This window comes from Paraburkholderia ginsengisoli NBRC 100965 (genome assembly GCF_000739735.1).
Taxonomy (GTDB): domain Bacteria; phylum Pseudomonadota; class Gammaproteobacteria; order Burkholderiales; family Burkholderiaceae; genus Paraburkholderia; species Paraburkholderia ginsengisoli.
Genome location: NZ_BBJF01000003.1, coordinates 91,907 through 105,129 on the forward strand (window position 1 = coordinate 91,907; position 13,223 = coordinate 105,129).

The window sequence follows — 13,223 nt, forward strand, 5'->3', positions numbered from 1 at the left end:
GCATCGCACGAGCGACGTGGTGGGTTAAAGAACCGGGCGCTGCGTGCGCCGGCTGTTGCTCATTTGACGATGCAGCGTGCGTCCGCGTGACAGAAATATTTTTGCTTCGCGCTGTCACATCGTGGTGGGCTGGGGCGTCAAGCTGAAGAGAATGCCGACTACGGCGAGCGCCTGCCCACCCCCGCAGGCAAGCAAGGCGCGCTTTTTTTCACCTGCACGATCTGGAGGCGTACGCATGACGGAACAAGGAATCAACAAGGCATCCAGTTTCGAGGCCGTGCGCGCCCGCCTGCTCGCGCTGGCGTACAGGATGCTCGGCAGCCGCGCCGAAGCGGAAGACGTGGTACAGGACGTCTGGCTCAAATGGCAACTGGCGGACACACGCGCGGTGCAAACGCCGGCCGCCTGGCTCACCACGCTTGCTACGCGCACAGCGATCGACCGTCTGCGGCACGTGCAGCGCGAGCGTTCGCAGGCGGCGGGCTGGTTGCCGGAACCGTGGCTGGACGAGGTCGCGCCGTCGGCGGAAGAGCTCGCATTGCGGGCGGCGGAGATGTCCTACGGTGTGATGCTGCTGCTGGAACGTCTGAAGCCCGATGAGCGCGCGGCGTTCGTGCTGCACGAAGCGTTCGATTGCGACTACGCGGAGATCGCAAAAATTCTCGAACGTGCACCGGCTACCTGCCGGCAGATCGTCCGTCGGGCCAAGGCGCGTTTGCAGCGCGCAGGTGCGCCGGTGGAGCGGCCCGACCCGGTTGCGCACGCCCGCATCGTCGAGCGTTTGCGTGCCGCGCTCGAGTCGCAGGATCGAAAGGGTCTGTTGCGGCTCTTCAGCGAGGCGCCGGAAGTCGTCAGCGACGCGCCCGTGGGCGCGCCTGCATGCGTACGCGAGCCGGCCGCAGCGGAGTGGGTGGACACGGTGACCTCGCTGGCACAGCACGCGAGCAACGCGGAAGTGGTGTCGATCGAAGGGAACATGTGCGTCGCGCTGTTCTTCGAAGGCGACGTCGTCGGTGTGCTCGACGTGTGGACGAACGGCGTGGCGGATGGCTCGACGAAGATCATTTCGCTGCGCATCGTGACCAGCGCCGCGCGCTTGCATGCTGCCAACCGCGTGGTGGGCCGGGCGGCCGTCGCGCAATTGCTCGCGCGCATCCGGCGGCGCCCGGGGCCGTCAGTTGCGATGCGCCGCGACTTCCCAGTTGATGTCCACGCATAGCACCTGCGTGCCATGTGGCGTATGCGCGGCGATCGAGGCGGTCACACACAGATGCGCTTCGTTGATCGACAGATAAGGCGGTGTGAGATGCACTTGACCCGGCACGCGCATCGCCTGGATGAAGTACGGCCGGCGTTCCCAACTCGCGCCCTCCGAATGCAACAGCGGTCGGAAACGCTTTGCGCGTTGCGACGTGCGCCCAGGCGGCAGCACGTTGTCGCCGATCTGCCGGCCCGAACCGTCGAGCACGAAGCAGCGCGCCGTTTCGCCGAGCAGCAGCAACGGCGCGGTGGCCTGGGCGATCGACTCGCCGGTCACCAGTTGCGCGGCGGCTGTTTCCAGTGCGGTGACGTACGGTGCGAGCCGCGCGGATTGCGCGTGCTGGCGTGCGGTGACCCGTTCGCGCAGTGCAGCGGAGAGCGAGTCCATCAGGCCGGCCGCGGCTTGCGGCTTGACCGGCTCGACGCTCGGGCCCGCGAAGAACGCGCCCTGCACGAAGTCCACGTTGCATTCGAGCGCAATCAGCGCGTCGCGCTCGGTGCTCAGGCCACCCATCAGCACCAGTTGCCCGGACTCGTGCAGCAGCGAAACGAGGCCCGGCAGTACGCGTTCGATATGCGAATGTTCGCTGGCTTGGGCAAGGATGCAGCGGTCGAGTGTGACGATATCCGGACGCAGATTCCACACGCGGTCGATGTTCGAATGCTTCGCGCCGAAGCCGTCGAGCGCGATCAGAAAGCCGGATTTGCGCAGCGCGTCGATGATTTCGGCGAAGCGCGTGGTTTCGCCGCCCGCTTGCTCGGAAACTTCGAGCACCACGCGCTGCGGCGGCAGGCCCAGCGCTTTGAGGCCGGCCAGCAGCGCATCGCCGTAGCTAGTGTCCATCAGCGCGGCCGGATGCAGGCTCAGGAAGAGCCACTCGTCGTGGCTGTCGAATGCGTTGAAGTTGCCCAGATGCAGCGATTCGGCCAGGCGGCCGAGTTCCAGCAGATCGCCGCGCCGCGCGGCCTGCGTGAACACCTCGTGCGAGGGCACTTGCTGCGCGTGTTCGTCGTGGGCGCGCAGCGACGCGTGGTAGCCGATCGCGCGGCGGTGCGACACCGAGAAGACGGGCTGAAATACGCTGAAAACGGTGTAGCCGCCGTACAGAACGGTGCGCCGGGAGCCTTCGTCGCCGGCCATAGGGCGCGGCGGCTGGAAGCCGGGAGGATCGAGTTCGATCATGCTCATCGTGTCGGTCGTGTGGAGGTGGCGGCGCGCGTGCGGCTCGATGGGACGGCGCATGCGCAAAACGAGAGTTTACAGGATAGGCGAGCAAGAACTATGCGCGTGCGGAAACACACCGTTCGCACGTCCCAGCCATGCTCTGATACGACGATTGTGCGCCACCCCGGGTGCGAACGTGACGGTTCGCACTTCGCTGGTGCGGCCCGCGCCCTGTTGCGGGTCGGCGGCGAGGTGCGGCTGGCGTTGTGCGCGTCAGGTCCGCTCCGACGGATCGGTCTTCTTCGCCGGCGTGCGGATGTCCGGCGACAGTTGCGCGAAGATCCACGACGAGCACGCGGTGATGATGCCGACACACAGGAAGGTCGCATGAAACGCGGGCAGCGAATTGATCGCGGTCACGCGCTGCAACAGACCGGTGAAGGTCGCGAGCAGCGCGCCGGCTACGGTCACGCCGAGACTCATCGACAGCATCTGGACCAGCGAAAACAGGCTGTTGCCGCTGCTCGCGCCGCCGGTGCCCAGGTCCTTCAGCGTCAACGTATTCATCGCGGTGAACTGCATCGAGTTGACAGCGCCGAAGATCGCCAGTTGCACGAGCCGCAGCCACAGCGGTTGATTCGCACTGGTGAGCGCGAAACTCGCCATAGCCAGGCCGACCAGCACCGTGTTGACGATCAACACGCGTCGGTAGCTGTACCTGACGATCAGTTTCGTCACGAGACGTTTGGACGCCATACCGGCGGCGGCCACCGGCAGCATCATCAGGCCCGCTTCGAATGCGCTGTAGCCGAGGCTCACCTGCAGCAGCAGAGGGATCAGGTACGGCATCGAGCCGCTGCCTATCCGCGCGAACAGATTGCCAAGCAGGCCGACGCTGAACGTGTGGATCTTGAAAAGATCGAGCGGGAACAGCGGCGCGGGTTCGCGCACCGCGTGCAACGCGTATGCGACGAAGCAGGCGAGGCTGAGGATCAGCAGTACCAGCACGGTCGCGTGTTGAATGCCGAACTCGGTGCGGCCGTCGAGCGCGAACGAAATCGCCACCATGCCGACGATCAGCAGCAGGTAGCCCTTCATGTCGAACTTGCCCGTGTGCTCGTTACGGCTATCCGGCATGAAGATGAAGGTCGCGATGCAGCCCACGATTCCGACCGGCACGTTGATCAGAAAGATCCAGTGCCACGACGCGATCTTCACGAGCCAGCCGCCGAGTGTGGGACCGATCAATGGGCCGATCAGACCAGGAATTGCCACGAACGACAGCGCCGGCAAATAGCGTTCCGCCGGAAAGGTGCGCAACACCGCGAGCCGTCCCACAGGCAACAGCATGGCTCCGCCCACGCCTTGCACGATGCGGAAGACCACCAGTTGATTCAGCGTATGGGCGTTCGCACACAGCAGCGAGCCCACCGCGAACACGAGGATTGCGCTGAAGAACACGCGTCGCGTGCCGAGTTTGTCGGCGAGCCAGCCGGACACGGGAATCATCACCGCCATCGTCAGCGAATAGGCGATCACTACCGATTGCATGCGCAGCGGCAACTCGCCGAGGCTCGTCGCCATCGCCGGGAGCGCGGTATTGACGATGGTCGAGTCGAGCGTCTGCATGAAGAAGCCGGTGGCGACGAGCCACAGCATCACGGTGAGCGAGCGGGCCGAAGGTCCCGAGGGGGTGTTGACAGCGGAGGCGGGCGGAGTCGGCGTCGTGGACATGGAGAGCGGCTGGGCGCGCTGGACGGGCTGGGACTCGCTATTCTAGGGAAAAGCGCGGCGCCGCGCAGCGTGAGCCGGCGAGGGCGTGGTTAGGCCGCGGACTTCGAGCGTTGACCTTGCGGATGCGGTGCGAGGTAGGCGCTTAGGCGGCCCGCAAAGTGATTGCCAGGGCAGACCAACAAAGCAGAGCTCTGCTGGCCGAGTCCCAAGGCAACCTCCCAAGGCAACCTCCCAAGGCAACCTCCCAAGGCAACCTCCCAAGGCAACCTCCCAAGGCAACCTCCCAAGGCAACCTCCCAAGGCAACCTCCCAAGGCAACCTCCCAAGGCAACCTCCCAAGGCAACCTCCCAACCCCCTGGTCGCCGAACCCATCACCCGTCCCCCTCCAACCCCACCGCCGCATGAAAAAACGCCTGCGCCCGCGGCTCATTACCGAACGCCACATGAATCCTGATCCAGGGGCTCGTCTCCATATTCGGCCGGAAGTAGCTGCCCGGCACCACCGTCACGCCCAGCGGCGCACCGCACGCCACCAACCGTTCGGCGTCGGCGACATGCGGCACGCGCGCCCACACGAACTTGCCGCCCACGGGTTTTTCGAAAATCTCCCAACCCGCATCTTCGAGTATCTGGATCGTCGAGCCAAGCGCGTCGCGCATGCGGCGGCGCAGCCGCTCCAGGTATTTGCGGTACGCGCCGCGTTCGAGCAACGACACCGCGACCGCTTCGGCGAAGCGCGAGCCGCCAATGCTCGTCAGCATCTTGATATCGACCAGATCCTTGATGATCGCGTGGCTCGCCACCACACAGCCGACGCGCAGCGACGACGATAACGTCTTCGACAGCCCGCCGACGTAGATCACGTGTTCGAGCTGATCGAGCGTCGCGAGGCGGTCGGTGAGTTCGGTCTGGAAGTCCGCATAGATGTCGTCCTCGATGATCGAGAAGCCGTGCTCGCGCGCCAGTTGCAGTAACCGGAAGGCCACTTGCGGCGCGACCGTGGTGCCGGTCGGATTGTGGAATACGGTGTTGATGAACAGCAGTCTCGGTCGATGCAGCTTGAGCTGCTCCTGCATGACGTCGAGGTCGGGGCCGTTGCGGGTGCGCGGAATGCCGATCAGTTTCACCCCGTGCAGTTTCAGCAGGCCGTACAGGTTGTAGTAGCCGGGGTCTTCGACAAAGATCGTGTCGCCGGGCTTGAGCATGTAACGCATCAGCAGATCGAGCGCCTGGCTCGCGCCGTTGGTGATCAGGATCTGCGACGCGTCCGCCTGAATCCCCAACTGTCCGATCCGGCTTTGCAGATGTTCGCGCAAGCTCAGGTTACCGAGCGGCGTCGCGTAATCGACCATACTCTCCGGGTCCGTGCGCGACACGTGGCGGATTGCCTGCGCGAGACTGTCCGTGTCGCGCCAGCTTGCCGGGATGAAGCCGCTGCCGAGCTTCAGCGTTTCGCCGGGATGGTTGAACTGCTGCAGCAGATGTCCCGATTCGTCCTCGGCGCGGCGCGGGTCCGAAGTGCCCTGGCAAAGGGTCGTCGCCGGTTGACGGTCGGCCACATAGAAGCCCGAGCCGTGGCGCGAATCGACATAGCCGAGCGACACCAGCCGGTCGTACGCCTCGATCACCGGAAAGCGGCTCACGCCGAAGTCGGCGGCGAACTGGCGGATCGACGGCAGCTTCGAGCCCGGGTGCGCGACGCGCGAGCGGATCCATGCGGTGACGCCGGTGACGATCTGCTCGGTGATCGGCACACCGTTGTCGCGATCGATCTGGATTTCGAGTTTCATGCGCGCGCTTCCTTCACCTGACGACGCGTGGTCGGTCTGACGACAAGCGTCTTGTCCACGACGCATCAATCGCCCAACTGTCCGGTTTTTCGACTGAACAGTTCCACTGAAAGTGTTCGGAACTGTGCATGGGTTTTCGATGATCGCACGTCAATAATCGGTACAATAGAAAAGTTCTTTGAAGGAGAACGGCGATGCGTGAAGTGCGGATTTTCGAGTTGGAACATGACGAGCCCGCGACGGCCTGGCGTGTCGCGCGTCCGTCGACCTTCAAGGTGATATCGGGCGAAATCTGGCTGACCGTCGAAGGCGAGCATGAGGATCACTGGCTCGCCGCTGGCGAGTCGGTCGAGTTGCCGCGCCGGGCGCTCGCATGGATCAGCGCGAGTCAGGGCGGCGCGCGCTTTTCGCTGTCGAGCGGCTCCGAGCAGGTGACGTCGACGCCGCGGCTGAGTTGGCCGGTGTTCGGCTGGTTGCCGCGCTGGCTCGGCGTGGCTTGAAAAAATGCTGGCGAGCGGCGGGGCGACCTTAATTCACCTCGGCCTATTCGACTGACTCAAACCCGCCGCTTCATATTCCCCGATGTACCGCGCCCTCGGCCGGATCAGGCGGCCGTCGCGCGTCTGTTCCATCGCATGCGCGATCCAGCCGACCACCCGGCCCACCGCAAACAGCGTGAACGCGGCGCCGGCCGGCAGCGCGAGGACGCGCTCGATCGCGGCGAGCGCGAAATCGACGGTCGGCTCCGCGCCGGTCGTGTCGCGCACCGTGCGCGCGAGTCGCAGCACGTCGCCGAGCGGCGAGCGCGCCGGCGCGCAATCGGCCAGCATCTCCAGCAGCAGTCGCGCGCGCGGATCGCCGTCCGGATACAGCGGATGGCCGAAGCCCGATAGCACCGGTCCCTGCGCGCGGTGTTCATGGCGCGCGAGACGGTTCGCCAGATAGCGATCGAGATCGGGCGCGCGCGATGCTTCGTCGAGCAGCGCGGCGATCCGCACCGTCTCGCCGCCGTGACGCGGTCCGGAGAGCGCCGCGAGCCCACCCGCCACCGCGCCGAACAGGTGCGTTCCCGTCGACGTGATACAGCGCACCGTGAAGGTCGACGCATTCAGCTCGTGATCCGCGCAGGCGACCAGCGCGGCGCGCAACAGTCCGGCCCGCTCCCGGTTGCGCACCCGCCAGGCCGAAGCCAGTTGCCGATGCAGCGGTTCGTTCGACGGCGCCGCCGAGATCATCGCGGCGCCCAGCAGCCGCATGACGGCGCACGCAGTATCGAGTTGCGCATCGCGGCCGAGTGCCCACACGCGCGGCATTTGCGCGGCGGCCGCCGGCAGCAGCACGAGCGCTCGATCAAGCGGCGTGCTGTCGCCCCAGAGCTTGAGCCATGCGGCCCATTGAGCGGGCGCGAGTGGCACCGCCGGCGCTTCGGCAATGCGCCGCGCGCTGCATTCCCACAGCAATGCCGCGACGTCCTCGAGCGACGCACTGCGCGCCAGTTCCATCGCATCGTGGCCGCGATACAGCAGACGGCCGTCGGCGACCAGCGTGATCGACGATTCGAGCACCGGCACACCCCAGTCCAGCACCTTCTGCGCGACCTTGCCGGCGCGCTTGCCGTCGGCTTTGCGGCGCGCGAGGCGGCGCACCTCGGCGGCATCGTAGAGACGGTGCTTGCCATGCGCATCCGGCGACGAGCTGAGCATGCCGCGGCTCACGTACGCGTATAGCGTGGGCAGGCTGATGCCGAGCGTAGCGGCGGCTTCGCTGGCGGTAAGGGACGTCGAGGTCGGCATGGAAACGCGCAGAAACCAAAGAAATCAATATACGTTGATTATCATAATCAAGGTTGATTGCGCCGGGGTGCAATTCTAGACTCGGGTCACCTAGCGGTTCACCTTCATCTGCTCCGATCCCGATATGAACGCCATCTCGCCCGACCTCGCTCTCAAACAGATCTGGACTGTCGCCGGATGCGATCCGGGCGCGCTGCGTTCCGTGTCGCTGAGCGGCGCGGACCCTGGCTTGCCGTCGGTCTACCGGGTCGGCAGTCTGGCCTCGGCGACCATCGCCGCGACGGGCCTCGCGGCGGCCGAGTACCAGCGCTTGCGCGCGGGCCGCAGGCAGCATGTGTCGGTGCAGATGCGGCGCGCGTTGGCGGCGTTTCGCAGCGAACGCTATCTGCGCGTCGACGACGGGCCGCCTCCCGCGTTGCGCGATCCGGTCACGGGCTTCTACGAAACGCGCGACGGTCGCTGGATTCAACTGCATACGAATTTTGCGCATCACCTTCAGGGTGTGTTGAAGGTGCTCGGCTGTCCCGGCAATAGCGATCCCACAGCGGTGGCCGCCGCGATTCACAACTGGGATGGCGCGACACTCGATCAGACGCTCGCGGACGCGGGCCTATGCGCCGCGTTGATTCGCACGCCCGACGAATGGGCCGCGCTCGACCAGGCGAAAGCGGTTGCGGGATTGCCGCTGTTCGAGATCGAGCGTATCGGCGATGCGCCGGCCGAGCCGCCTCCGCGCGGCGCGGACCGGCCGCTGGCGGGGGTGCGGGTGCTGGACCTGTCGCGCATCATCGCGGGGCCGGTGGCCGGGCGGGCACTCGCGCATCATGGCGCGGACGTGTTGATGATCAACGGTCCGCATCTGCCGAACATCGCGCCGCTGGTGATCGACAACGGGCGCGGCAAGCGTTCGGCGGTAGTCGATCTACGCGATGCCACAGGGCGGGAGATCTTGCGCGGCCTCAGCACGAGCGCCGACGTGTTCTTGCAGGCGTATCGTCCGGGCGCGCTGGCGGCGCGCGGCTTCGGTCCCGAGGAACTGGCGCGGCTGCGGCCGGGAATCGTGTATGTGTCGGTGTCCGCGTATGGACACGAGGGGCCGTGGGCGCAGCGGCGCGGCTTCGATAGCCTCGTGCAGTCGGCGAGCGGGATTGCCTTCACCGAACGGCAGGCGGCGCGCTGTGCCGAGCCGAAGCATTTGCCGTGTCAGGCGCTCGACCATGCGACCGGCTATCTGGCCGCATTCGGCGCGATGGTCGCGTTGACGCGGCGTGCCATCGAAGGCGGGAGCTGGCACGTAAGGGTGTCGCTCGCGCAAACGGGACGGTGGTTGCAATCGTTTGGACAGATCGCCGACGGCTGGCAGCTCCCCGACCTCACACTCGACGACGTGCGCGATTGCGTCGCGACCGTGCAGTCGGAATTCGGTCGAGTGCTGGCGGTGCAGCCGGCCGAAGAGATGGAACAGACGCCGGCTTTTTACGCGCTGCCGCCCACGCGGGTCGGCGCACACGAGGCGACGTGGGTGTGAAGGCTTTCGCATCAGCGTGGTGGCGGCGCCTGTGCCGGCGGAACTCGCGTGCGGTCCTCGGCGTGCGGGCAAAGTGTGGGCAAAGCGCCAGCATTGCGTACGACCCACGCCACCTAACCGCAAACCAATCCGCTACTTCCTCAGCTCCGCGACAAAATCGTAGTAATCGTTGCGGCAGTACGTGTCGGTCAGTTCGATCGCGCGCTGATCGGCGGTATAGCCCACGCGGGTGATCAACAACAGCGCCTCGTTCGGCGCAATGCTCATCTGCTGCGCGATTTCCTCGCTCGCGTTCACCGCGCGAAAGTGCTGCAGCGCGCGCACGATCGTCAGGCCGCGATTTTCCAGGTACGTGTACAGCGAATCGCCGATGGCTTGCGGATCGGGAATCACCGCTGCGGGAAAGGTGGAATTTTCCACCGCCATCACGATGCCGTCGGCGAGTCGCAAGCGCCGCAGCCGCGTGACCGCCGCGGCCGGCGACAGGCCGAGCTGAATCACCTCGTCGCGATTGGCCGGCGAAATCTCCCGCGAAAGCCACTTCGAGCTCGGCGTAAAACCGCGCCGCCGCAGCATTTCGCTGAAGCTCGACAGACGCGACAGCGGATCTTCGTAGCGCGGCGTGATGAAACTGCCCGCACCCTGAGTGCGGCGGATCAATCCTTGTTCAACCAGCAACGCGATCGCCTTGCGCGAGGTGATCCGCGAGACGCCGAGCGCTTCGGAGAGCACGCGCTCGGAAGGCAGCGCTTCGCCGGCGTTCCAGCGGTTTTCGTGGATGGCGCTGCCGAGCTTGCGGGCAAGTTGCAGATATAGCGGCGTGTCGTTTTCCGGGTCCGGGCGCAGGTCGCGCCAGCGGTCTTCCGAGGCAGAGGTCATGGGGCTCACGCAAGATGGGCAAGCGGCAATTCTATGACATCGGCGCGTCTCGTTATAGCGGGCGTTTGCCTGGGACGCGGCCGCGGGCGCGTCGAGCCGCTAAACTCGTCGTTATGATTTTTCGTAGCGGCGTCGCGGGCATCGCGCGCATTGCATGACGCCGCTGTATCGGTTTGGATCCAGTCACTTCGAGGAGTCCGTATGACGAGCGAGATCGCAAGCGTGAGCCTGCCCGACGGCGAGCGCGTTCCGGCATTGGGACAGGGCACGTGGGAAATGGGGGAAGCGCCGGCGCGGCGCGCGGCGGAAATCGCCGCGTTGCGCTGCGGCGTCGAACTCGGCATGACGCTGATCGATACCGCGGAAATGTACGGCGACGGCGCGACCGAAACGCTGCTCGGCGAAGCGCTCGCCGGTTTGCGCGACCAGGTGTTCCTCGTCAGCAAGGTGTATCCGCATAACGCCAGCCGACGCGGCGTGATCGCGGCCTGCGAACAGAGCCTGAAGCGTTTGAAAACGGACCGGCTCGATCTGTATCTGCTGCACTGGCGCGGCTCGGTGCCGCTCGCGGAAACCGTGCAGGCGTTCGAGGCGTTGCGCGCGGCAGGCAAGATCCGGCATTGGGGCGTCAGCAACTTCGACACCGACGACATGGAAGAACTGGTCGCCGTGCCGGGCGGCGACGCGTGCGCGACCAATCAGATTCTCTACAACGTCGCGCGCCGCGGACCGGAATTCGATCTGCTGCCCTGGCTCGCCAGGCGAAAGATGCCGACGATGGCCTACAGCCCGGTCGATCATGCGCGTCTGCCGAAGCGCTCGCCGCTCGACGACATCGCCGACGCCCGTGGCGTCTCGGTGTTTCAGGTTGCGCTTGCGTGGGTGTTGCGGAAGCCGGGCGTGTGCGCGATTCCGAAGGCGGGCCGCGTCGAGCACGTGCGCGACAACCATCGCGCGTCGCAACTGCGGCTGAGCGCGGAGGAGCAGGCCGCCCTCGACGCGTATTTCAAACCGCCGCGCAGCAAGCGTCCACTGGAAATGCTGTGAATGCACGACGCGCGGTAAGCGCGGCGGCGGTCGCTTGCGGCACGGCGGCTCGCCGCACGGGGCGCGTCAGGTGCAGGCGTGGTGCAGGTGGACGGAGCCCAGCACCGCGACTTCGGCCGGGGTGTGTTTGAGGGCTTCGTCGTCGACGCTGGCGGCGTCGGCAATGAAGTCGTCGACGATCGACGACACCGGCACGTCACGCAGACACAGCGACACGCGCTGCGTCTCGTTGGCCGGCAGCGCCGTGCGCTGGCCGAGGAACAGTACGCCGTATTGATAGCCGTGGATGATGCCGCGAACCGCGCCGACGCATTGGCCTTGCGCGACGTTGTCGTTTCGCTGTTTGCAGGTCTGCAGGAGCGAGTAGGCCGAGAAGCTGGGATCGACCGGCGGGGCCGCTTGCGACATGGTCGGCGGAATCGGCTTTGCCGGAGGCGGCGGGGTTTGCGCATGAGCGAGCGATGCGAGGCCCAGAGCGGCAGCCATCACCAGGCCGGTGGCCGCGCGTGCCGCGGAGGGGGGAACGTTTCGTTGCATGTTGTGGGCCCTCATATCGAACGTTGAATCTGATATGAGGCGATCGCCTCGGATTGGTTCCATAACACTTGTGCGTGGCCGGTTGTTTTATTTGCCTGTCCTATGCGGGGTGGTTTGCCTCGACGGTTCGGGCGTTGCGCGCGGCCGCGCGAGGGGGAGATGTCGGGGAGATGACAGCGCGCCCGAAGGGGCGCGTCCGGTGCAACCGGCCTCAGGCGGTGACGCTCGACCGGGGGATCGAGACATCACCGCCGATGCCAGCGGATAGCGGACGGCATGCCGGAGCATGTCGCTGGCGAGAGGAGGGCGCGGGGGCATCCCCTCAGAGCGGGCGCCTGCTAATGCCCGTTCCCTCCGCCATTGCCACCGCCATTGCCACCGCCGTTGCCGCCGCCACCCTTGCCTCCGTGACCGCCGCCGAAGCCTCCGCCAAAGCCTCCGCCGAAACCGCCACCGAAGCCGCCGCCGAAACCACCGCCAAAACCACCGCCAAAACCACCGCCAAAACCACCGCCTTTGCCACCGCCGAAGCCACCACCTTTGCCGCCGCCGGGGCCACCGCTGGAGCCGCCGCTGGAGCCGCCGCCGCAACCGCAGCCGCCGCTCCCGCTACTTCCACCGCTACTGCCACCGCCGCTACTGCTTCCACTGCCACCGCCGCTACTGCCTCCACCGCCGCCTCCGCCGCCACCGCCACTATTCCCCTTGCCGCCCGCGGCCGCGCCTGGGCCGGAACTGCTGCCGCCTTTCCCCGGGCCGGCCGCCCCGGCATTCGCGCCGCTCCCGCCCGACCCCGACCCGCTATTGTTCGCGCTCGCCGCGCCGTTGCCGCCACTGCCGCCGCCGACATGCCGTCCGCAACCGCCGATGCTCGCGCTGCCGCAGTCACGCGACATGAAGACCGCGGCGGCGTCGTCGGCGGCGGTTGTGTCGCCGGATGCGCTGCCTGTCGCCACACCGTCCGCGGCCGCGCCTTCGCTCTGCGCGAGTTGCGTCGGAGCACGCTCGCCGCTGGCGGGCGCCGACGCGTCCGCAAGCACCATCCACTCGGGGATCACGTCCGTCGATGCCGGATACGCAACCTCGGTCGCGAATGCCACGACGCCTGCGACGAGCGTGGCACTCCGCAAATCCATGCAGTAGTACTGATTGAATTTTCTGGTCTTCATCACAGCTCTCCCGAGGGAGCGACGGTCCTCGTTGCCACCGTTCCCATGCTGACCCCGCGGCGGCGGACCTGTTTGAGCGCGGGCCTCATCGCGCCCGGGTCTGTTGCGCCGATACCGGTCAATGACCTGTCAATCACCCGTCGTTGTTTTCCTGGCTGCTTGGCCGGTGCGTTGATGGCAGCGCTCGCTTAGTCTCTTCGCGCTTGTTCGGCTTCAAATGTCTGGACGATATTTAGCGATATCCATGCCATCGGACGCAAAGCCTTGCAGCGACAAGCGCGGATAGCGGTGTGCGATGTGTGCGGTGAAAAAACGCATGA

10 protein-coding genes and 1 pseudogene are annotated in these 13,223 nt (G+C 66.2%); 4 read left to right on the plus strand and 7 right to left on the minus strand.

Annotated features, from left to right (window positions below):
* The first annotated feature begins 235 nt into the window (after nucleotides 1–235).
* The gene (locus BGI01S_RS01470; RefSeq protein ID WP_042321446.1) at nucleotides 236–1,219 is read left to right on the plus strand and encodes a sigma-70 family RNA polymerase sigma factor; all 984 of its coding nucleotides are present in this window, start codon (nucleotides 236–238) and stop codon (nucleotides 1,217–1,219) included.
* Here the strand turns inward: BGI01S_RS01470 and BGI01S_RS01475 are convergent.
* From BGI01S_RS01475 to BGI01S_RS01485, 3 genes and pseudogenes are all read right to left on the minus strand, one after another.
* On the minus strand, nucleotides 1,175–2,449 hold the full coding sequence (locus BGI01S_RS01475) for an EAL domain-containing protein (RefSeq protein WP_042322533.1): 1,275 nt from the start codon (nucleotides 2,447–2,449) through the stop codon (nucleotides 1,175–1,177). The genes BGI01S_RS01470 and BGI01S_RS01475 overlap by 45 nt on opposite strands.
* Nucleotides 2,450–2,698: 249 nt before the next feature.
* Nucleotides 2,699–4,183 (minus strand): annotated as a pseudogene (gene mdtD, locus BGI01S_RS01480) (multidrug transporter subunit MdtD); the annotation flags it as partial.
* A 348-nt stretch (nucleotides 4,184–4,531) separates the two neighbouring features.
* Complete coding sequence (locus tag BGI01S_RS01485) at nucleotides 4,532–5,950, minus strand: aminotransferase-like domain-containing protein (RefSeq protein ID WP_042321455.1); 1,419 nt, start codon at nucleotides 5,948–5,950, stop codon at nucleotides 4,532–4,534.
* Nucleotides 5,951–6,144: 194 nt separating this feature from the next.
* Here BGI01S_RS01485 and BGI01S_RS01490 point away from each other — a divergent pair, with 194 nt between their 5' ends.
* A complete protein-coding gene (locus BGI01S_RS01490; protein WP_042321458.1) occupies nucleotides 6,145–6,450 on the plus strand; it encodes a DUF2917 domain-containing protein in 306 nt (101 codons plus the stop codon).
* A 33-nt stretch (nucleotides 6,451–6,483) separates the two neighbouring features.
* On the opposite strand, the gene BGI01S_RS01495 is transcribed toward BGI01S_RS01490, so the two are convergent.
* Nucleotides 6,484–7,743, minus strand: coding sequence for a citrate/2-methylcitrate synthase (locus tag BGI01S_RS01495; RefSeq protein WP_042321461.1), 1,260 nt, complete (start codon nucleotides 7,741–7,743; stop codon nucleotides 6,484–6,486).
* 133 nt (nucleotides 7,744–7,876) lie between these two features.
* Here BGI01S_RS01495 and BGI01S_RS01500 point away from each other — a divergent pair, with 133 nt between their 5' ends.
* On the plus strand, nucleotides 7,877–9,271 hold the full coding sequence (locus BGI01S_RS01500; RefSeq protein WP_042322535.1) for a CoA transferase: 1,395 nt from the start codon (nucleotides 7,877–7,879) through the stop codon (nucleotides 9,269–9,271).
* A gap of 132 nt (nucleotides 9,272–9,403) precedes the next feature.
* Here BGI01S_RS01500 and BGI01S_RS01505 read toward each other — a convergent pair whose 3' ends face one another.
* A complete protein-coding gene (locus BGI01S_RS01505) occupies nucleotides 9,404–10,150 on the minus strand; it encodes a GntR family transcriptional regulator (protein WP_042321463.1) in 747 nt (248 codons plus the stop codon).
* A gap of 201 nt (nucleotides 10,151–10,351) precedes the next feature.
* Between BGI01S_RS01505 and BGI01S_RS01510 the strand changes: the two genes are divergently transcribed.
* A complete protein-coding gene (locus BGI01S_RS01510) occupies nucleotides 10,352–11,197 on the plus strand; it encodes an aldo/keto reductase (protein WP_042321466.1) in 846 nt (281 codons plus the stop codon).
* Between the two features lie 66 nt (nucleotides 11,198–11,263).
* Here BGI01S_RS01510 and BGI01S_RS01515 read toward each other — a convergent pair whose 3' ends face one another.
* Both BGI01S_RS01515 and BGI01S_RS30015 read right to left on the minus strand, forming a co-directional pair.
* A complete protein-coding gene (locus BGI01S_RS01515) occupies nucleotides 11,264–11,734 on the minus strand; it encodes a hypothetical protein (protein ID WP_042321468.1) in 471 nt (156 codons plus the stop codon).
* Nucleotides 11,735–12,072: 338 nt separating this feature from the next.
* On the minus strand, nucleotides 12,073–12,903 hold the full coding sequence (locus BGI01S_RS30015) for a hypothetical protein (RefSeq protein ID WP_042321471.1): 831 nt from the start codon (nucleotides 12,901–12,903) through the stop codon (nucleotides 12,073–12,075).
* Between the last annotated feature and the right edge of the window lie 320 nt (nucleotides 12,904–13,223).

Bases quoted from the DNA above. Each gene is read 5' to 3' on its own strand.
- BGI01S_RS01470 (WP_042321446.1), top strand. From the start codon at position 236: ATGACGGAACAAGGAATCAACAAGGCATCCAGTTTCGAGGCCGTGCGC.
- BGI01S_RS01475 (WP_042322533.1), bottom strand. From the start codon at position 2,449: ATGAGCATGATCGAACTCGATCCTCCCGGCTTCCAGCCGCCGCGCCCT.
- BGI01S_RS01485 (WP_042321455.1), bottom strand. From the start codon at position 5,950: ATGAAACTCGAAATCCAGATCGATCGCGACAACGGTGTGCCGATCACC.
- BGI01S_RS01490 (WP_042321458.1), top strand. From the start codon at position 6,145: ATGCGTGAAGTGCGGATTTTCGAGTTGGAACATGACGAGCCCGCGACG.
- BGI01S_RS01495 (WP_042321461.1), bottom strand. From the start codon at position 7,743: ATGCCGACCTCGACGTCCCTTACCGCCAGCGAAGCCGCCGCTACGCTC.
- BGI01S_RS01505 (WP_042321463.1), bottom strand. From the start codon at position 10,150: ATGACCTCTGCCTCGGAAGACCGCTGGCGCGACCTGCGCCCGGACCCG.
- BGI01S_RS01510 (WP_042321466.1), top strand. From the start codon at position 10,352: ATGACGAGCGAGATCGCAAGCGTGAGCCTGCCCGACGGCGAGCGCGTT.
- BGI01S_RS01515 (WP_042321468.1), bottom strand. From the start codon at position 11,734: ATGCAACGAAACGTTCCCCCCTCCGCGGCACGCGCGGCCACCGGCCTG.
- BGI01S_RS30015 (WP_042321471.1), bottom strand. From the start codon at position 12,903: ATGAAGACCAGAAAATTCAATCAGTACTACTGCATGGATTTGCGGAGT.